At 61.7% G+C, this 19,936-nt stretch carries 16 protein-coding genes; 9 read left to right on the top strand and 7 right to left on the bottom strand.

What is annotated here, in order from left to right:
- Positions 1-65 precede the first annotated feature (65 nt).
- The 7 genes from F759_RS0100870 to F759_RS0100840 all read left to right on the top strand — a co-directional run bounded on the left by F759_RS0100870 (position 66) and on the right by F759_RS0100840 (position 11,343).
- A complete protein-coding gene (locus F759_RS0100870; RefSeq protein ID WP_027798176.1) occupies positions 66-1,514 on the top strand; it encodes an aldehyde dehydrogenase in 1,449 nt (482 codons plus the stop codon).
- 108 nt (positions 1,515-1,622) lie between these two features.
- Positions 1,623-3,512 (top strand): feruloyl-CoA synthase, encoded by a 1,890-nt coding sequence (locus tag F759_RS0100865; RefSeq protein WP_027798175.1) that lies wholly within the window; start codon positions 1,623-1,625, stop codon positions 3,510-3,512.
- A gap of 266 nt (positions 3,513-3,778) precedes the next feature.
- Entirely contained in the window at positions 3,779-4,978 is a 1,200-nt protein-coding gene (locus F759_RS0100860) for an acyltransferase family protein (RefSeq protein WP_027798174.1), read from the top strand.
- A 191-nt stretch (positions 4,979-5,169) separates the two neighbouring features.
- Positions 5,170-7,416, top strand: coding sequence for an ATP-binding protein (locus F759_RS0100855; protein ID WP_027798173.1), 2,247 nt, complete (start codon positions 5,170-5,172; stop codon positions 7,414-7,416).
- Between the two features lie 312 nt (positions 7,417-7,728).
- Positions 7,729-8,745, top strand: a complete 1,017-nt coding sequence (locus F759_RS0100850; RefSeq protein WP_027798172.1) for an ATP-grasp fold amidoligase family protein — start codon at positions 7,729-7,731, stop codon at positions 8,743-8,745.
- Between the two features lie 263 nt (positions 8,746-9,008).
- Positions 9,009-10,010: a glycosyltransferase family 2 protein gene (locus F759_RS0100845; RefSeq protein WP_027798171.1), complete on the top strand. Its 1,002-nt coding sequence runs from the start codon at positions 9,009-9,011 to the stop codon at positions 10,008-10,010.
- A 109-nt stretch (positions 10,011-10,119) separates the two neighbouring features.
- Positions 10,120-11,343: an acyltransferase family protein gene (locus F759_RS0100840; protein WP_027798170.1), complete on the top strand. Its 1,224-nt coding sequence runs from the start codon at positions 10,120-10,122 to the stop codon at positions 11,341-11,343.
- A gap of 44 nt (positions 11,344-11,387) precedes the next feature.
- On the opposite strand, the gene F759_RS0100835 is transcribed toward F759_RS0100840, so the two are convergent.
- On the bottom strand, positions 11,388-12,239 hold the full coding sequence (locus F759_RS0100835; RefSeq protein ID WP_027798169.1) for an alpha/beta fold hydrolase: 852 nt from the start codon (positions 12,237-12,239) through the stop codon (positions 11,388-11,390).
- Positions 12,240-12,363: 124 nt separating this feature from the next.
- Between F759_RS0100835 and F759_RS0100830 the strand changes: the two genes are divergently transcribed.
- Positions 12,364-13,185, top strand: a complete 822-nt coding sequence (locus F759_RS0100830) for a LysR substrate-binding domain-containing protein (RefSeq protein ID WP_209440468.1) — start codon at positions 12,364-12,366, stop codon at positions 13,183-13,185.
- A gap of 98 nt (positions 13,186-13,283) precedes the next feature.
- A complete protein-coding gene (locus tag F759_RS0100825; RefSeq protein ID WP_027798167.1) occupies positions 13,284-14,189 on the top strand; it encodes an ATP adenylyltransferase family protein in 906 nt (301 codons plus the stop codon).
- A gap of 188 nt (positions 14,190-14,377) precedes the next feature.
- Here F759_RS0100825 and F759_RS36995 read toward each other — a convergent pair whose 3' ends face one another.
- Genes F759_RS36995 through F759_RS0100795 form a run of 6 tightly spaced genes read right to left on the bottom strand, consistent with a single transcriptional unit; the run spans position 14,378 to position 19,893 of the window.
- A complete protein-coding gene (locus F759_RS36995; RefSeq protein ID WP_051377027.1) occupies positions 14,378-15,430 on the bottom strand; it encodes a vWA domain-containing protein in 1,053 nt (350 codons plus the stop codon).
- Entirely contained in the window at positions 15,427-15,996 is a 570-nt protein-coding gene (locus tag F759_RS0100815) for a hypothetical protein (protein WP_027798166.1), read from the bottom strand. The genes F759_RS36995 and F759_RS0100815 overlap by 4 nt, the downstream gene beginning before the upstream one ends.
- On the bottom strand, positions 15,993-16,982 hold the full coding sequence (locus F759_RS0100810) for a vWA domain-containing protein (protein WP_027798165.1): 990 nt from the start codon (positions 16,980-16,982) through the stop codon (positions 15,993-15,995). The genes F759_RS0100815 and F759_RS0100810 overlap by 4 nt, the downstream gene beginning before the upstream one ends.
- Positions 16,979-17,914 (bottom strand): hypothetical protein, encoded by a 936-nt coding sequence (locus tag F759_RS0100805; RefSeq protein ID WP_027798164.1) that lies wholly within the window; start codon positions 17,912-17,914, stop codon positions 16,979-16,981. The genes F759_RS0100810 and F759_RS0100805 overlap by 4 nt, the downstream gene beginning before the upstream one ends.
- Positions 17,911-18,870: a DUF58 domain-containing protein gene (locus tag F759_RS0100800; RefSeq protein WP_027798163.1), complete on the bottom strand. Its 960-nt coding sequence runs from the start codon at positions 18,868-18,870 to the stop codon at positions 17,911-17,913. Before F759_RS0100800 ends, F759_RS0100805 begins: the two co-directional genes overlap by 4 nt.
- A 3-nt stretch (positions 18,871-18,873) precedes the next feature.
- Positions 18,874-19,893, bottom strand: coding sequence for an AAA family ATPase (locus F759_RS0100795; protein ID WP_027798162.1), 1,020 nt, complete (start codon positions 19,891-19,893; stop codon positions 18,874-18,876).
- Between the last annotated feature and the right edge of the window lie 43 nt (positions 19,894-19,936).

The following is a 19,936-nucleotide window of genomic DNA, read 5'->3' as shown; positions in this document are numbered from 1 at the left end:
GAGTCCCGTGCTCCGCCTGCATTTGCGCGGAGCACGGAAAAAAGCATGCAAAGGAGACAGCCATCGTGAACGAAGTAAGTATGTTGATCGGGGGCGAGGACCGTCCGGCGTCGAGCGGCGCGACTTTCGAGCGGATGAATCCGGTCACCGGCAGCGCGGCTTCGCGCGCGCCTGCCGCCACGCTCGCCGACGCGGATGCCGCTGTCGAAGCCGCCGCCGCTGCGTTTCCCGCGTGGTCCGCGTTACGGCCGACCGAGCGCCGTGCGCGCCTGCTGAAAGCCGCCGACATCATGGACGCGCGAGCCGGCGCATTCATCGAGTGCGGCATGGCCGAAACCGGCGCGATGGCCAACTGGTACGGCTTCAATGTGCATCTCGCGGCCAACATGTTGCGCGAAGCCGCGGCCATGACCACACAGATCGACGGCAGCGTGATTCCGACCGATACGCCTGAGAACATTGCCCTTGCGGTTCGCCAGCCGTGCGGCGTGGTGCTCGGCATTGCGCCGTGGAATGCGCCGGTGATTCTCGGCACACGCGCGGTCGCGATGCCGCTCGCGTGCGGCAACACAGTCGTGCTGAAGGCATCGGAAGCGTGTCCGGCCGTGCACAGAATGATTGGCAGCGTGCTGCATGAAGCGGGACTCGGAGACGGCGTTATCAACGTCGTGACGAACGCGCCCGACGATGCGCCTGCAATCGTCGAACGGCTGATTGCGCATCCCGCCGTGCGGCGCGTGAACTTCACAGGTTCGACGCACGTGGGCCGTATCATCGCGATGCACGCGGCAAAGCATCTGAAGCCCGCGTTGCTCGAACTAGGCGGCAAGGCGCCGGTTCTCGTGCTGGACGACGCGGATCTCGATGCGGCCGTGGACGCGATAGCGTTCGGCGCATTCTTCAATCAAGGGCAAATCTGCATGTCGACGGAACGCGTGATCGCGCATCGGAGCGTGGCGGATGCGCTCGTCGACAGGCTCGCTGAAAAAGCGCGCAAACTGGTTGCCGATGCACCCGCTAACGGCGCCGTGCTCGGTGCGATGGTCAGCGCACAAGCTGCGCAGCGCGCAACGGCGCTTGTGCAGGACGCCAGGGACCACGGCGCAAGGATATTCGGCGGCGGTGCACTGGCTGGCGCGATCATGCAGCCGACCATCGTCGACGATGTGAGCCCGGCGATGAAGCTTTACGCCGAAGAATCGTTCGCGCCGGTCGTGACCGTGCTGCGCGTGGACAGCGACGACGAAGCCGTGAAAATAGCGAACGACAGCGAGTTCGGCTTGTCCGCCGCGGTTTTCAGCCGCGATATTGCACGCGCAATGAGCGTCGCGAAGCGCGTCGAGTCAGGCATTTGCCACATCAATGGACCGACTGTCCACGATGAAGCCCAGATGCCGTTCGGAGGCGTGAAGGGTAGCGGCTACGGCCGTTTCGGCAGCAAGGCATCGATTGCGGAGTTTACCGATCTGCGCTGGATTACGATCCAGACAGGTCCGCGCCACTATCCGATCTGACACGCGTCGATCAACAATGTCCCGATCTGAAAACGCACGCCGTTCAGCGGCATTATTCGCGTCCGGCATGCTTTGCATCGGACGGAGACGGCAGGAAGGAGACAATCAGTGAATTCGCAGCCGACGCAATCCAGTGTCGACAGACAGACGTCCGTGCGCTATCGCGATGTGCGGATCGGCTCGGCTCCCGCACGCGTTCGCCGTGACGGCGACGTGTGGTACATGGAGTCCGCCGCGTCGCCCGGCGCCTATCCGAAGCGCCTGACCGACCGGCTCGCGGGCGGCGCGCGTGCGCATCCGGACCGCTGGCTCGTCGCGCGCCGCGGCCCCGACGGTGAATGGCAAGGCATCAGCTACGCGCAAATGCTGCAACGCGCGCGCTCGATCGGCCAGGCGCTGCTCGATCGCAAGCTGTCGGCCGAGCGGCCCGTCGCGATCCTCTCAGGCAACGACCTGGAACATATGATGGTCGCGCTTGGTGCAATGTGGGCCGGCGTGCCGTACGCGCCTATTTCTCCAGCCTATTCGCTCGTTTCGAGCGATTTTGGCAAACTGCGGCATACGCTCGATCTGCTCACACCCGGTCTTGTCTTCGCGACCGATGCCAGCGCATTCGCCGCTGCAATCGACGCAACGGTTGCCGCCGATGTCGAAGTCGTGGCGGCCACGGGTTCATGCGCACGCGCCGTGACGAACCTGTCGGCGCTGCTCGACACTACCCCCACTACTGTCGATATCGCGCATGAAGCGATCGACGCGGACAGCATAGCCAAATTCCTCTTCACGTCGGGCTCGACGATGCTGCCCAAGGCCGTGCCGACGACGCATCGCATGCTGTGCAGCAACCAGCAGATGCTGCTCGAAACGTTTCCCGAGTTCGCCGACGAGCCGCCCGTCCTCGTCGACTGGCTGCCGTGGAATCACACGTTCGGCGGCAGTCACAACGCGGGCATCGCACTCTACAACGGCGGCACCCTTTATATCGACGACGGCAAGCCCGTCGGCAAGAAGTTCGACGAAACGCTGCGCAATCTTCGCGAGATCGCACCGACCATCTACTTCAACGTGCCGAAGGGCTGGGAAGAACTGACGAGCGCGCTAGAAACCGACGCCAAACTGCGGGAGACGTTTTTCTCGCGCGTGAAGGTGTATTTCTTCGCGGGAGCCGGGCTCTCGCAAGCTGCGTGGGACCGTCTGCAGCAACTTACCGAGCGCTTTTGCGGCGAGCGCATCCGCATCATGGCGGGCCTCGGCATGACCGAGACTTCACCGTCGTGCCTCTTCACGACCCTCCCCGCGATGGCCGCGGGTTATGTGGGCGTACCGGCGCCGGGCTGTGAAGTAAAGCTCGTGCCCGTTGCCGACAAGCTCGAGGCGCGCTTTCGCGGCCCGCATGTCATGCGCGGCTATTGGCGAATGGACAATGCCTCCAACGCGAAATCGTTCGACGATGAAGGCTATTACTGCAGCGGCGACGCGCTTAAATTCGTCGACCCACAGCAGCCCGAACTGGGCCTGATGTTTGACGGCCGCATTGCCGAAGACTTCAAGCTGAGCTCTGGCACGTTTGTCAGCGTGGGGCCGATGCGGGCCCGGATCATTTCGGCCGGCGCGCCGTATGTGCAGGACGCGGTAGTCACAGGACTGAATCGCGACGACGTGGGCCTGCTGGTGTTCCCCAGACTCGACGACTGCCGGCGGCTCGCGCAACTGCCTTCGTCGGCGAGTGCATCGGAGATCGTCAACGCACCTGCCGTGCGGCAGTTCTTCGTCGAATTGCTCGGTCGGATCAATCGCGAATCGACGGGCAGCGCGACCACGATCGCGCGAATGCGGCTGCTCGACGTCGCGCCTTCGCTGGATCTCGGCGAAATCACCGATAAAGGCTCGATCAACCAGCGTGCCGTGCTTACGCATCGCGCCGATCTCGTAGAGGCGCTGCACGACCCGATCCAGCGGGATCCTGCCATGATCTACGCGCCGCATGTCTGGGCCTGAAGCCGGGCAACCCGGTGCGCGGGCCGCGACAAGCGGCCTGAGCGCTTGTTTCTGGGCGGCCACGGGCGCGAGAAGCTCGTAGTAGCAGATCCGCAAAGGCTCGGGACGGCCTGCGTCCTCGCCTGATGCCGCTGCTGACGATTGCCGCGCGAGGCAAGAGCCGCACGCTTTCAGAAAAAAAGCAGGAACTTCGGCAAAACGCATCCTGTCCACGGTGGTCGCGGTCGCCAACCGGGCGGCCTCGAACGTCGAGGAGGATGTATCCAATGAAAGAAGGACGCGTTGCCGCACTCGATCTCGGTCGAGCGCTCGCGATCGTCGGGGTCGTTGCCGTACACCTGTCGTTTCAATTCCCGCATCTGCCGCACGGCGTCGCGATGCTCGCGCGCATGGGTCAATACGGCGTGCAGCTATTCTTCGTGATCAGCGCGATCACCATCTTCATGACACTCGAAGCAGAGTCCGCTCGTTGCACCGGAGCTCCGCACGTTACGTTACGCTTCTATACCAAGCGCTTCTTTCGCATTGCCCCGATGTACTACGCGGCGATTGCAGTGTACGGATTCATCAGTTATGGCGCGGCGCAGTCGGGCTACGAGCGTGCGTGGGTACTCGGCACACACGGCGCAACGGATATTCTGCTCAACGTACTTTTCCTGCATGCACTGTCGCCCACCGCGATCAATAACGTCGTGCCGGGAGGATGGTCGATCGGCGTAGAGATGCTGTTCTATCTGATCGCGCCGCTGCTCTTCTTCGTCGCGATGAACCGCATGCGCCTGCTGATCGCAACGGTGTTGTTACTCGCGTTGTCGGTCGTCGCGTTGTCGAATAGCGGGTGTCACGACGGTTTCGTTTGTCATGTGAACAACAACTCGTTCGGCTATTTCTGGCCGCCGGTGCAAGCGCCCTGCTTCATCGTCGGAATGTGGGCCTGGTATGCGTTCCGCTCGCACCTGACCGGCACAGCGGCCATTAGCAGGCGCACGGCGTGCCTGCTGCTTGTGCTGGCTTCGGGTTTGTCGCTTGTCACGGCGGCGCTCGGCGTGTGGCTTGCGAAGGCGCACGAACTTGCGCCGGTCTTCGCCGCTTGCAGCGCGGTGGCGTTTCTTCTGCTGGTCTGCTCGCGCAGCGGCGCGTGCGGTGGCAAGCGCACCGCCAGCGAATCCGGCGGCATGCTCATCCGCCGCTGCACCGACGCGCTCGGCCGCGAAAGCTATGGCATCTATCTGTGGCACTTCGTCTGCGTCTACGGGACGTTGCATTTTTTCGAGGGCGTGTTCGGGCGAAGCGGCCGCGACACGTCCGTCGTATTGTTCGTTGCGACGGTGCTAGGGGTACTGGTTGCGTCGTATGGCTTCTCGCGCATCTCTGAGCGAGTGATCCAGAACCGGGCGACGCGTCTGTCGCGCAGCCTTCTCGCCCACCTCGACGCGCGCTTTCATCGGAAGGCACACGGCGAGTGAGCGGGGCCGGGCACGCGCATTGCTCCACATGCACTTTGAGTCGGCACCGCGTTCACAGGGAGTGCCGACTGTTTGCGGTCAAGCTGTGAGCGCGCCGATCCCCAGCGCACCGTGGCATTTGGCAACCCGCGTTCAGCGTTACAACGGCGAGTAAGTTTCGCAAGGGAATGATCTCGTCATGGCAGTCAAAGATGCTCACTAGCACAGACCCCCCGTTCGATATTGCGCACGACGGCGATCATTTCGTCCAGTTCTACGAATCCGACGCGGGTTTGACGGAAGACGTGGGCGTCTTTCTGTTGCGAGCACTCAACGCGGGCGGCAGTGCGATTGTGATCGCCACGTCGGATCACCTCGCGTCGCTGACCTCATGGCTCGATGCACGGCATGGAGCAGCCACGCAACGCGACAAGCGCGACGCGCTCATTCTGCTCGACGCCCACGCCACGCTAGAACGTTTCATGGTCGACGGTTGGCCGGACGAGGCACTGTTCGCATCGACGGTTGGGGCGGTCGTCGCCAGCGCGTCGTGCTCCGGCCAGCCATTGCACGCGTTCGGAGAAATGGTTGCGGTTCTCTGCGAGCAGGGGCTCGGCGAAGCGGCGCTACAGCTCGAGGAACTATGGAACCGCCTCGCCGAAAGCTACAGATTCTCGCTCTTCTGCGCTTATCCTGGCAGCGCGTTCCCAGGCGCGGAGCACACGCAGCTCTTTCGCCACATTTGCCACGCGCATAAGCATGTGCTGCCGGGAAGCCCGTTGCGCGAGGCCGGCAATAAAGAACTACATCTGCGGCTGGCACTGGCCGAGCAGCGCGCGAGGTCGCTCGAAGATGAAATGAACCGTCGAAGAACCGCCGAGCATCAGCGCGACGCGGTACTGATGAATTCCCCGGTTGCGTCGGCGCTTCTTCTCGGGGACAAGCATACGTTCCAACTCGCGAACCCACGTTATCTCGATCTGGTGAGCCGCGATGATCTGATCGGCCGCGCATATCTCGACGCCTTCCCCCACGAGCGTGGCGGGCCCATCGCCGCCGCACTCGAGCAGGTATCCATGCATGGCCTGCCTATCGTCCACGAAGAGTACCGGCTTAAAGACATCGGCGATGGACTGTCAAGCCGCGTGTACACGCTGCACTTCGAACCGCTGCGTGCAGCGTCGGGGAAAATCGACGGAGTCATTCTCAGCGCAGTCGAGGTCACCGGATACGTGCGCGCCCGCGAGACGCTCGAAAAGTCGCGCGCCGACCGCGAAGTTCTGCTTGCGGAACTGCACAAGGCTAACGGCGCAAAAGACGAATTTCTCGCGATGCTCGGACATGAGCTGCGCAATCCGCTTGCGCCCATCGTCAGCGCTCTTGAGCTAATGGCGCTGCGCGGCAATGATTCGGCCACGCGCGAGCGGGCGATCATCCAGCGTCACGTCGATCACCTCGTGCATCTCGTCGACGATCTGCTCGATGTTTCGCGCATCATCCGCGGCAATATCGAACTGGAAAAGCAGCGGGTCGAGGTGCATGAAGTCGTCATGAAGGCCGTAGAGATGACGACCGTACTCATGGAACAACGCTCTCACCAGTTGCACGTCGAAGTAGATCACACACTAAAGTGTCTGGCCGACCCGATGCGGATCGCGCAAGTGATCGCCAATCTGCTGATCAACGCCGCGAAATATACGGAAGCGGGTGGCGAAATCACAGTCAGCGCAGCGGGTATCGACGCCGGCACGATGTGCATACGCGTGTGCGATAACGGTATTGGCATTGCACCCGACGTACTGCCTCGCATTTTCGATACCTTCTACCAGGGCAGGCAAACAATCGATCGCGCCGAAGGCGGGCTCGGCATTGGGCTCGCCCTAGTCAAGAACTTCGTGAAACTGCATGGCGGGCGCGTCGACGCAACGAGCGGCGGTCCCGGCCGTGGCAGCCAGTTCACGATCGTGCTGCCGCGTGCGCCATCGGATGCAATGGCCGGCGATGCGAAGACACAAATCTGCATCTCGCCAGCAGCGCCTGTAGTGACATCTCCCGAAAAGCCCGGCACTCGCGCGCGGCAACGGCGCATTCTGCTTGTCGACGATAACGTCGATGCCGCGGACGCACTGGCGGAATTACTGCAAAGCTATGGACACTCGGTGAGGACCGTGTACGACGCGGCCGCGGCGCTCGTAGAGGCGGACACTTTCCGGCCTGCTGTGTCGGTACTCGATATCGGACTGCCTGTCATGGACGGCTATGAACTCGCCCGCCAGTTGCGCGCGAGATCGGGCAATTGGCAATGCGTGCTCGTCGCACTCACCGGCTACGGTCAGAAGGCCGACCGCGAACGCAGCCATGCCGCCGGTTTCGATCATCATTTCGTCAAACCGCTGAGGCCAGCTGACCTGCTCGCAGTAATAGACCGATTATCAGCCGACGCTTCATGCGAAAAATGATCGGCACGCTGCCGATGCACTCCGAGCCGCACAAATCCGCCGTTCGAAACCGTTCGCTTCGGCCACTTCCTTTCGATTCACAAACATCGCGAAAGCGCACTAGCTTTTCCGAGCGTTATGATGCGCGTTAAATAAGACTGTCGGTAAAGGTGGCCGGTACAAACGGTCGCTCTCATGGGATTGGGCCAAAACACCTTCGTTTAGCGACGCCGTCAATCGCGACGACTTTCGTACGTTAACCTCGCTCCTGACACATCGACAAGCTTGGCCGGGTACTCAATGTGGCGAGAATAACTTACGGGAATTCGAAAAATGACGACGACCAACTCTGTTCAGTTTCCGGGTGAAGCGGGCAGTTCAGTGCCGCTACAACAAGCAAAAGTGTCCCAAAGTACTGTTCCACTGCGCCGGCAATCGGCTATGCGAAAAGTGAAAGAAGCGGCCAAGTCGCTATTGCCCGCGCCGGTGTTCCTGAGCCTGCTGCATCATAAGGAAATAGGCCGCTACCCGAACCTGCTTCGCCCCACTACCTTCAATGAGAAGATCCTGCAAAAAAGCTTGCGGCCAGACCCCTGGTTTGCGGAGTTGACCGACAAGCTTACCGTTAGAAACTATGTCGCGCAAAAGCTCGGCGAAGAGCACGTCATACCGCTCATCGCCGCTCCAGACGTCTTTACGAAAGAAGTGTTCGATGCTCTGCCGAGCTCGTTCGTGATGAAGGCCAATCACGGCAGCACCTACGTTGAGGTGGTCAGAGACAAGTCCGCACGATCTTTTGAAGAACTGCGGGATCTGGCGAATTACTGGTTGTCGCTCGACTTCTACAAGATCGCGCGTGAAAGACATTACCGCGAGATCGAGCCGCGCATTTTCTTCGAGCATCTGCTGCTCGACGATAGCGGCCAGATTCCCGCCGACTACAAACTGCACTGCTTCGGCGGACGAAGCGGACAGCCGATCATCTATATCCTGGTGATCTCGGACAGATTCGGCCAGAACACGCGCGGCGACATATACGACGCGAACTGGAACCACCTTGACATGGCGATTGGCGCCTACAAACCCAGCCCGAAGCCAGCGCCTCGTCCCGCAAACCTGGACGCCATTCTGAACGCTGCCATGAAGCTATGCGGCGACTTCGACTATGTTCGCGTGGATCTGTATGCGCCCGAGAACCGGGTCTACTTCGGCGAACTGACGTTCACACCCGGAGCTGGCGTACTACCCTTCACACCGGACAGGATCGACTACGAGTGGGGACAACTCGTGCCCGACGCGTTCCTGTCGACGAGGCCGCCTTTACCGATACCGTCAGCCCGACAAGCGTAACGTTTGCCGATTTCCTGTCGGCAAGTTTGTCGGGTGAGGCCGCACGCATCGGCGCTCAATTCCTCTTTTACCGAAGTACGCTCGAGTCGCGGCCAACTGTGTTATCGACCGCACATATCGCATTACCGTTTGTTGGCGGTGCAACGAACGGAAAGGTAAATTGATTTGTGCTGGTTCCAAAAAGGCCTATGAAACCCGAACGCCGCAGCGGGCGGTTGTCCGCCATACGCGGCGATTCGGGTTCATGACAGTGGTGAACAAATATGCAAAACGTGACGATCGTCATCTGCAACTACAACTATGGCCGCTTCCTCTCCACGGCAATCGACTCAGCGCTTGCGCAGGACTACCCCGCCACGCAGATTCTCGTTATCGACGACGGATCGACCGATGGCTCCCGCGAAATCATAGAAAGTTATGGTCACCGCATTAAAGCACTCTATAAGCAGAATGGCGGCCAGGTCTCCGCCTATAACGACGCCGTGAATATGATCGACACGGAATTCGTCATCCTGCTCGATTCCGACGATCTGCTGTATGCGCATGCGGTGTCGAAAGTCATGCACGCGTTCGAAGGCGGCGACTTCGTCAAGGTTCAATTCCGGCTCGATGTAGTCGATCCGGCAGGTAAGCCCTCCGGTACTTACGTGCCGCATTCCGCAGCCCCATGCGACTGCGGCGGCCCGCTGCGCCAAGGCTGGCTGTATCCATCGCCGCCGGCGTCGGGCAACGCTTACCGGACAAGCGCATTGAAGAGGATCTTCCCTGTGCCGGAGGCGGACATCAATCGTTACGGCGCAGACTTCTATGCCATTTATGGCGTCGCATTGCTTGGAGCGGTCGCAACGATTCCCGAATCGCTCGGCGCATATCGCGTGCACCGCACTGAAAACTCGGGGATCGATTTTGCGAACTCCGAAAGTAGCGACAAGGCGCCCAAGGCACTAACGAAACGCTGGGCCATTCTGCGGCAAATGGCACGCGCGCGTTTGGGCATCGAGCTTCCGCTGTCGTTTTATGATTTCTCGTTAGAGAAGGCGTATTTCTGCTCTGCGGTTTATCAGGCGCCGTTCACGAAGCGCTGGCGATGGGTTAGCCGCCAGTCGCACAGTTACTTTCGTTCAATCGTCGGAAATCCATTCTGGAGCTACAAGAAAAAGATAGGCACACTCGCTTTGTCGAGTCTTTGCCTGTTACCTTTTTCGACGCTTTCCGATTTCGCCGTTCGTTATATTGCCAATCCTCTTGCCCGGCGCCGCCTTTAGTGATCCGAAACACGTTGCCAATCGTCGTTCATGGTTTGTTCGACTCTCCGAAGCATGCCTGGTGCGTTGCGCCTGGTGTCCGCGCAACCACTCCGCATGAACCTCAATGATGAACAAGTTCGTTGGCCTCGACGTGCTCCGCTTTGCGCTGGCCATATATTTGATGGTTTTTCACTCGATACACCAGTATCCGCAGTACGCGACGCTGCCGTTCGTCGAATTGGCCAACCTGGGCGGATTTGCCACCAGTTCCTTCTTCATTCTGTCGGGCTTCATTCTGGCCCACGTGTACTTTGGGCGCACAACGGATTTGCGAGGCGGCACACGTGAGTTCTTCGTAAAGCGCCTTTCCAATCTTTACCCGATGCATCTTATCGCGCTTGCCCTGGCGCTTCTCGTCTCGGTGGCAGGCACGCGCGGATATCACCAGTTCGCGCTCATGACGCTCGACGACGCAGAACATTTCGTTACGCTCGGCCCCACCGAAACCGCCATCAATTTCGTGCTGAACCTGTTCCTGCTGCAGGTATGGTATCCGCTATACGGATCAATCAATCCGTCGTCCTGGTCGCTTGCAACGTTACTTTTCTTCTATCTCGCGTTTCCGTTCTTCGCACCGCGGCTTCTGAAGGCCCGCAACAAATACCGGCTTCTGGCGGCCCTGTGGGTACTTTATCTAATTCCGCCTGTGCTTGCCACCGCGATGCACTGGTACGGTCCCGCCGCAGTCGGTATCGTCAGCCGCAATCCGGTGCTGCGACTGCCGGAATTCCTGGTCGGAATCGTGCTGTATGGTCTGTTTCGCGAGGGGCATCTGAACGACCTTCACCGCAGCGGCATCAAGCTCGCTGCGGCCCTGTTCGTCTTTGCAGGATCGTTCGTTGCCGCTGCGTGGCTCGAGTCGCACGGCCCCATCGATACGCGTTACCTCATTCATAACGGTGCATTGATGCCCGCAGAGGTACTGCTCGTTCTCGTCTTCGCCGGTCTTGCGATTCCTTCCCGATTCGCGGCGCTATCGACTCGCCTCGGCAACGCGGCTCTCTCGATCTTTGTCATTCATGGGCCGATCTTCCTCGTGCTGATCAAAGTGTTGAAGCTGCTTTCTATCGGGAAATCGCCGATGTGGTGCGCTTCGCACTTTTCCGAGTGCGCCGCCGCTTCGAAAGAAGTCATACCGAGTATGGCAACTTATCCGCTGTATCTGATCGGAACCATGATTGCGGCCGTGTATTTCCAGGAGCGGCTGGTCGCTCCGTTAAGGGATTGGATTCGCGACAGGTTCCTCGGAGCAAAGCGGAGGGCGCCGGCAGCAGAGCGCGGAAGCGTTTGAGGACTTGCACAGTAAAAAGGCGGCTTACTGCCAGGCAGGCGCCGTCAGAAGCTCGCGAACGAATGCACGAGCCGATTAAAAGCTCCGGCGTTCGACACATTCATGCCGTGTGACGCGCCCGCAATTGTCTGCTTGTCCGCGTAGTCGATCCAGTCCGCGAGTTTTTCGACGTTGTTGCGGAACATACGAGGGCTGCGTTGTCCTTCGATCAGCAGCGTTCTGCATTTCACACCGCGTGCCGCGTCGCGTGAATATGCGGGCAACGGGTCGCGCAGCTGCTTCGGTAAGGTGGCTGCGTTGTCCGCGGCCATTGTGCGAAAGGCGGCTGAGCTTTTGCGCCATGAGCCGGGGGCGCTTACCGAGTCGACGAAGAGTTCAAGACCCGCATCGATTTCGCCGGCTTCTATCAACTCAACGACGCGCGCGCGCAGTGCATTCGTCGCAGTCGGCAGCGACGCGTCCGGCATGCCGTCTATCTGCAACGGACCGCCCGGGTCCGCAAGCGTAAGCGTCTTGACGAGTCGCGGGTACTCGCGCGCCACGTTAAATGCCACGCAGCCGCCGCGCGAATGCCCAACCAGATGCACAGGTGCGATGTCGAGCGCCTCGATGAATTCGGCCAGTTCGGCAACATGCGTCTGCCAGCCGAATTCGCCCTGAATGCACGCCTCGGCTGCGGGCCAGTAGTGACTCAGGCTCACCGAGATGCAGCGGAAATGCTCGGACAGCGCCGCCGTCTGCGCGCTCCAGTAACGGTAGTCGCACAGCGAACCATGCACGAAAACGAGCGGCTCGCCCTGTCCGCATTCGACGTACGGCACGCAAATGCCCGATGCGATAGTCGCAAACGAGAGTTCCGGCACGGCAAGCAGGGAGAAATCGGTTCGGGCGTTCATACACTAGCTCCTTTGCCAGCACTATGCCGCACGTCAATATTTAAGAAAATCGCGTAATATTGATGGAATCCATTCGATTTTCTGATACCAACCCTTGAAAGCACTCGACCTTGATGTAATGACGATGATCGTCGCCGTTGCGGACGCCGGCAATATCAGCCGCGCGGCGGAAGTCGTGCACCGGTCGCAATCGGCGGTGAGCATGCAGATCAAGACGCTCGAAACCGCGCTGGGCAAGCCGCTTTTCGTACGTAAACCGAGAAGCGTGGTGCCGACTCAGGACGGCGAAGTGCTGCTCGCTTACGCCCGCCGCATGTTGGCGCTGCGCGACGAAGCCTGGGCCGCCGTGGTTCGGCCCGACGTCACCGGCCGCGTCAGCATCGGCGTGCCGGACGACTACGCATCGTCGCTGCTGCCGCCGATCCTCAAGAAATTTTCCGCAACTTATCCGAAGGTCGAGATCCGGGTTGTCGGCCTGCCGAGCGTCGCGCTCGCGCCAATGGTGAAGGAGGGTTCCGTCGATCTCGTCTGCGCGACACGCGTCAAGGGATTGTCGGGAGAATTTTTGCGGCTCGAGCCGATGGTCTGGGCTGCGTCGCCGAGCGCACATGACATCTGGCGAGAAAGACCGTTGCCTATCGCCGTGTTTCTGCCCGGCAGCGTCGCGCGTGAGAACGCGATCCGCAGTCTCGAACACGCAAAGATCAGCTACCGGACCTCGTATGAAAGTCCGAGCCTGATGGGCCTCGTGTCGATGGCCGAGGCCGGCCTTGCCATCGTTCCACTCGCACAATGCGCCGTACCCGCGCACTTCGCACTGCTCGGCCAGGCGCAGGGCTTGCCCGAAATCGCGGCGCTGGAAGTGGTGCTCGCGCGAAGCACGGCATCAAAACGCCCGCCATGCGATTTTCTCGCGGAGAAGATCATTGCCGAACTGAGGCGCTAGGTCGTAGCAAAAGCGGCGAACGCGGCAAGCTGCGTCGCGGATCGGCTGAGTGTATAAAGAAAGTTACGGGTAGTGCAAAACCTCGTTCGCCTGTTTCGATGAACACGTCCCCTTCCGAATCGTCCAGCCGCTTGTGGCCCGCTATCGTGCGCCAAACCGCGCATGCGCTGGACCGCGGTGCGCTAGTCCCGATAGAAACGAGCCGCGCGATAATCGAGGACGGCGGCGTGCGTTTCGTGGTGCGGCAAATCTCCAGCCTTGCCCGCAAAGAGAAGCACGAGCAGCAGCGTAAAGCGGGGGCGTTCAACCCCTTCCTGCCCTACGACCCGGATCTGTTCGTCGCCGACGTCTCCGACACGCATCTCGTGCTGCTCAACAAGTTCAACGTGATCGATCATCACATTCTCATCGTCACGCGTCGCTTCGAACGACAGGAAGCATTGCTGAATCTCGCGGATTTCAGTGCGCTGTTCAGTTGCATGACTCAGTTCGATAGTCTCGGTTTCTACAACGGCGGTGCGGCCGCCGGCGCGAGTCAGCCTCATAAGCATTTGCAGATCGTGCCGCTGCCGCTCGATGAAACTGCGCCACATCTGCCGATAGAACCGCTGCTTGCGGCGGCACGCATGGACGGCTCCGTCTGCACCGTGCCCGGGCTTGGCTTTCCGCATGCGTTTGTCGGCTTCGATCCCGCACTTGCAACCCGTCCATTGGAACTGGCGCGCAGTGCATTCGAGCGGTACGTGTCACTGCTTGGTGCGGCCGGCTTGCACGCCGTCGACGTTAACGGCGAACCGCTGCAATCGGCACCTTATAACCTGCTGATCACCACGCGATGGATGATGCTCGTGCCTCGTTGCGCCGAACGCAGCGAGGGTATCTCGATCAACGCGCTGGGTTTTGCCGGATCGCTTTTCGTTCGGAACGAAACACAAATGGACACGATCAGGAAGCTCGGTCCGATGAGCGTGCTGCAACGAGTCGCGGGGACTTTCGCAGCTTAGGTCTATAAGAACGCACTCAGTGACCGAGCACGCTGCGCCATCGTTTGCACACGTATCGTGGATCTGTGCGGCACGTGCAGAGCCTTTCACGGCTTCAGCAATCAGGTTCGGTTGATTCTCGAGTTCGTCGCGCGGACGGCGTATGCATATCCCGAAGCGACAACCGTGGTTACATGCCGGCGCACCTGTCATGGATACGTTGTGGTTGATCCATCGCTGCGAGTGGCCGCTATCGGCGCGTTGCCAGCAAGCGGTGGCCTGTTTGCGGGAGCGCGTTGTGCCGAACGATAAACGCGAACGCCAAGGCGCGCGCGAAAGCGCATCCACACGGAAGAAACAGCAGCATCCGGCATGAAGCGCCAGACGAGCAGCAGCAACGCCAGCACAGCGGGACACCAGCGCAAATCGGTCGGCACGCTTTCGTGGTGGGCGAGCCGCGCATCGAGCATCGCATCGCGCAACGAGGCGGCGTCGGCGAGGCGCCCATAACCGAAACCGACCTGCTCGGCTACCGACGCGAGATAGTGCCCCTGCAACGCCGACAACTCCTCGTGACTCGCCGCATGACTCGCGGACGCATGCATCTGCGGGACCTGTACCACCTGGTCCGCCTGCCAGTAGCCGATGCGGTTGCCGCGAGCATCGCTGCGCGGAATGGGCGCAGGCTGATCGCCGCCGACGCCGATCAGCCAGCCCTTCACGTGAGCGGGATTGATATCCTGCTTGAGCGCATCGGAGGGCAGCAGCGGCGGCGCCTCCTGTCCATCCGTGAGAAACACGACGGCCGTGCTGTCGCCAATCTGCTGCGCCACACGAACCGCGGAATACACGCCGCCCTCGGCAATACGGCTGTAGTTCGTCCAGCGCATATGCCAGTCGATCCGGTCGAGCGACGACAGCAGCGCGTCATAGTTGCCGCAAACTTCGACGGGCGGTAGCAGCAGAAAACTCCGTTGCCCGGTGAATGCGCTCCAGCCGACTTTCGATCCGCACGGCAATTGCCCGAGCGCATCGCGCATCGCCGCGCGCGCAAACGTGAGCCGGCTCACTGGCGCGCCGTTCAGCACGACGTCCTCGACATACATGCTCTGCGTAATGTCGAACGTGACTATATAGCTCGACGTATTGCGCGGCAACGCCACAGGCGGCAACGCGAGCGCGAGGATCAGCAGCACGAGTGCGGCCGGCGTCAGCCAGTGACGCCCTGCGAAAAAGCCGCGCGTTTGTGCGCCGAGGCTCACGGCAAATCCTTGCTTTCGGGATCGCGCACCTTGACGTCGTGCTGCTCCTTGACGTCGGGCGCATCGGACCCGGAACGCGTTTCGGGCGCGAGCCACAACGCCCGTTCGAGGTTGTAGCGCGCATCCCAATCGTCCGGTGCAATGCGCAGCAAGCTTCGGTAGCGCGCCTTGGCTTCCTCGACCATCGCGAGCGATTCGATCGCGCCCGAAGGGCTATGGCCGATTCCCTGGCGCAAGTACAGGTTGCCGAGATCGAACAGCGCCGCACGTCCGACTTCGCCTTGCGGCTGCTCGCGAATCAGCGATTCGAAGAGCGGCCCCGCCGCATCGTACGCGCCCTTTTTCGACAGCGCGATTGCACGCGCGAGCCTGATTTGCGGGGCGTCGTCGGTGCTGCGAACGCTGCGCTGTGCGTCTGACGCGGCGGCTTTGTTCGCGGCAACGGTCGTCGCAACGGTTCGATTGATCTGCTCCGCGCGCTGCAATGCGAGCCAGTCATAAGCTGCCACTGCCGCGCAGAACAGCGCAACAGCCCCGAAGACGATATGTACCGATGAGCGCTTCACGACCACACCCGCACCTGAAAGAGCCGCAACGCCATCAGCAGCGCGCAGCTTGCAAGCGCGACCGCGAAGCAGTACGGGCTGAAGTCCTCGCGCGGCAAACGCTCGATAAACGTAGTCAGTGCATTTTGCTGGCGGTTGATTTCGGCCATCGCGTCCCTCATTGCTTTTGCATTGCCGGTCTGGAACAAACGATAAGGCGTCTTAAGCGACAGGAAATAACGGTGCAACTCAGCTTCCGCCGACGATTCACTCGCAGGTACAGCCGCATTCAGGTCGGGGCTGTAAATGCTGCTGCGCAGGTAGATGAAGTAAAGCGCGATCTGGTTGTGCAACAGGCCCTCCTCGATTAGCTGCCGCACGCGCGCGTCGAGTTTCGCACCGCCGTCGGAGACGAGCACAATTGCGCGGCGGCTCGACGAGTGCTGCTGATTGAACTCGCCAATTGCCGTGAGCAGCCCCAGATCGAGTTGCGTGTCGGGCATGCCGCGGCCTACCGCAGTGCCCGCGACGGCCGCGTCGATTGCGCGGTGGTCGTAGGTAAACGGCATGGCGAGCAACGGGCTCGTGCCGAACATCATGAATGCGAGCCGGTCGTTCGGCCTTTGCGCGACGAACTCCGTCAACGAAGCGCGTGCCACCTTGTTCTTCGATTCACCCGCGCTTACCTCAACGCCTTTGCTGTTCATCGGCTCGTCCATGCTCGCACTGCGATCCATCAAGATCAGAATCTGCGCGCCGCTGCCTGTGCGCAGCACCTCCCGATGCGAGCGTCCAGGACCAGCCAGACCGATGATGATTGCGAGCATCGCCAGCACCGCACCGCCCTGCCCGACGGCGCCGATCCATCGCCCGGCGCGATCGTCGGGCAGCCATGCGATCCACGAGAACGCGAGTGTGTCGGCGCGTCTCGGCAACAGCGGCAGCAACGCGAGTGGAAGCAAGGCGAGCAGCCACGGATGAGCGAAGTCGAGCGCCATATCGTTCATCGCTGGTGGCGCTGCTCCGCGCGATACAGCGCCTCGCACAGAGTCCGCAGCGGGTAGGCGTCGTCCGTCGACGCGGGCGTGAAGAAGCGCTCGGCCGATTGCCGGTAGAACTGCTCCAGCTGCGCGCGCAACGGTTGCAGATACGGCGCTCGAACGAAGAGGCCCGACAGCGCGCCCGCATGCACTACGTGGCCCGCCGTTTCGTTCAGCGCGCGATGCAGGCAAAGCCATGCATCCGCGGATGCGTCCGCGCGCGGCTCGCTCGGTGGTGACATGCGCTGCACGCGCCGCAGCTGCCGCCACGCGCGCGCAAACGGCAGACGCGCCGACTCGCGCGCGTTGCGCCAGAACCACCAGCCCGCCCACGACAGCAGGCACAACAATAGCAAGCCAAGCGCGAAGCCCGCCTGTCGTCGCAGCGGCGCGGTAGGCACCGCAGGAGCCTGCCGGTCGGGACGCATCGTTTGCAGCTCGCCGGCGTTGAAGGGATTGGCGGGCGTCGCCGGGCCGATGCTGAGCGGCCACTCTCCAACCTGTAGCGTCGCGCCCGAAGACGAAGCCAGCGACAACGCGGGCAACGCAATTTGCGTGAGCGTCGTCGGCACGTTGACGACCTGATAGTCGATCGCCATCCATCGGCGTCCGTCGGCGTCCGTCTCACTGCGAATCCGCCGGCGTTCGAGCCAGGCATCGGTGCGGCCGAGCGAAGGCGGCGTCACCGAGCCGATATCGTAGTCGCCATCTTTGAGCAGAATGCGTTGCGTGAGGACATCGCCGAGCAGATAGCCGAATGCGCGCGGCTCCTGAACCACGGGCTGAAAGGCCGCGCCGCTCGCGGCTGCGATGTGAGTGGACGGCATCAGCGCCGGGATCAGCGAAAGAGCGACGATGAGCGCGACCCGGATGCGGCGCAGCGAACCCACTGCTCTCATGCGACCGCCTCCATAAAGTAGCGTGACATCGCCTCCGGATCGAAAGCGCTTTCGATGTGGAACGGCTGGATGCCGCGTTTGCCGAACATCCGCGAGAGTTCGGCGCGGCGTCGCGCAACGCCTTCATGCCAACGTTCACGCGCGCTAGCGCTCAACCAGAGAGTGCGCCGCGCGCCGGACTCGGCGTCGCTCACCGCAAGCAGCGGCCCGCCCGCAGGCGGCACAATCTCGGCGGCGTCCCACACGACGATGGGCACTACGTACGCATGCACCAGCAGATCGAGCACGGTTGGCAACGCTGCGAGCGGCCAATGGAAATCGGAGACGACAAAGACGAGCGCCTGACGGCCCGCGAGCGTCGACGCAATGCGCTGCAACGCTTCAACGCTGCCGCTGGGCGAGGCGGGGCTGGTGCCGGTGCGCGACGCCATGCTCGTGCTCGTATCGTTGCTGGTGTTGCTGCTCGTGCGCGACGCCATGCTGCTACCGGTGCCCGCGCCAGTGCTCGTGCTATCGCGCAGCATCGTGGCGAGCAGATTGCCGATACCGCGCCCTGAGCGCGGCGGCATGAAGAGGTCGTCGCGCGCGCGCGTGTCGAACGCAAGCATCCCTAACGGATCGCCGACACGAAAAGCGCTATACCCCAACGCTTCGACGAAGTCCGCGGCCACCTGCAACTTGGTCTGGCGCGTGCCGAAGCGCATCGACGCCGACACATCGACGAGCACCTGCACCGGCACTGCCGCGCGTTGCAAATGCACCCGCACGAGCCATTCGGAACGGGCGGCGCGCACGCTAGCTCGCAGATCGAGGCGACGCGGATCTGGATAGTCGAACAGGCGGCCGTGCATCGCGAACTCCTGTCCGGCGCCAAAGCTCGATCCACGATGGGAGCCGGGACGAAACCCCGATGCACGCATCGGCAAACGGTAATGGAATTCCGCAATTTCGTTCATGGCTCAGGGCACGGCAAGCCTGTCGACGATCTGCGCGGTCAGCGCTTCCGCGAGTTCCTGCCGGCGCAATTCGTAGATCGGCGTGAAGAACACGCGGTGCCCGAGCGCAGGCAGCAGCACGGCGTGAATATCCTCGGGAATCAGATGCGAGCGGCCCGCGAGCCATGCCACCACGCGCGCCGCGCGCAACAGCGCGCTCATGCCGCGCGGACTCGCTCCCGCGAGGATAAGCCGCTCCATGTCCACGCCATCGAGAGCGATGCCAAAGCGCTGCGGCGTCTCGGTTGCCTGCCAGATGTCCAGCACATAACGTTCGATCGTCTCGCTCGACTGCACACTGTGCTGAATGGCCGCACCGGCCTGGTTCAACTGTTCCCACGGCACGATAGCCGGAGAAAGCCGCGCGAGCAGGCGGTCGACGTCGTGATAATCCGCATCGAACACTAGCGCGCGCCGCACGTCGGTGTCGTCGGGCGTCGGCATGCCGAGTTCAAACAGGAAACGATCTCGCGCCGCAGACGCCAGTTCGAACGTCTCCTCTTTCTCCACCTTGTTGCGATCGGCGAACACCGTCATATGCGGGAAGCGGTATTCCCGGTCGAACGCCCACACGGAGCGCTCCGCCATCGCGCGCAACAGTAGCGACTGAACCTGTGGACGCGCGCGGTTTATTTCGTTGAAGAAGAACGTCGTGAGGCCCTCACCGTGCCGCAAAAGCGGGCCGGGATCGATACGCGGCCTGCCTTCCGCATCGACATATGTGTGATAGACGAGATCGCCCGGCATCAGGTCGATCGTGCCTTCCACGCGCTCGAACTCGCCGCCCACGACGCGCGCAAACGCGCGCAACACGGTGGTCTTGCCGACGCCGACGCCGCCTTCAAGCAGCACATGCCCGCGCGCAAACAATGCGACGGTGATGAGCCGGATCACCTGCGCCTGGCCAATCACCGCGCTCGCGACTTCCTCCTCGATTTGCAGTGCGTGCAGACGCCAGTCCTGAAGCTGTTCGCTGGAACCCATCGGTGCAATCTCCTATGGCTGGCACACATTGCGCCGCCAGAAA

This window comes from Paraburkholderia dilworthii, assembly GCF_000472525.1.
Lineage (GTDB): Bacteria > Pseudomonadota > Gammaproteobacteria > Burkholderiales > Burkholderiaceae > Paraburkholderia > Paraburkholderia dilworthii.
The sequence above is the reverse complement of the archived record's forward strand: the minus strand, read 5'-3'. Positions and strand labels throughout refer to the sequence as shown.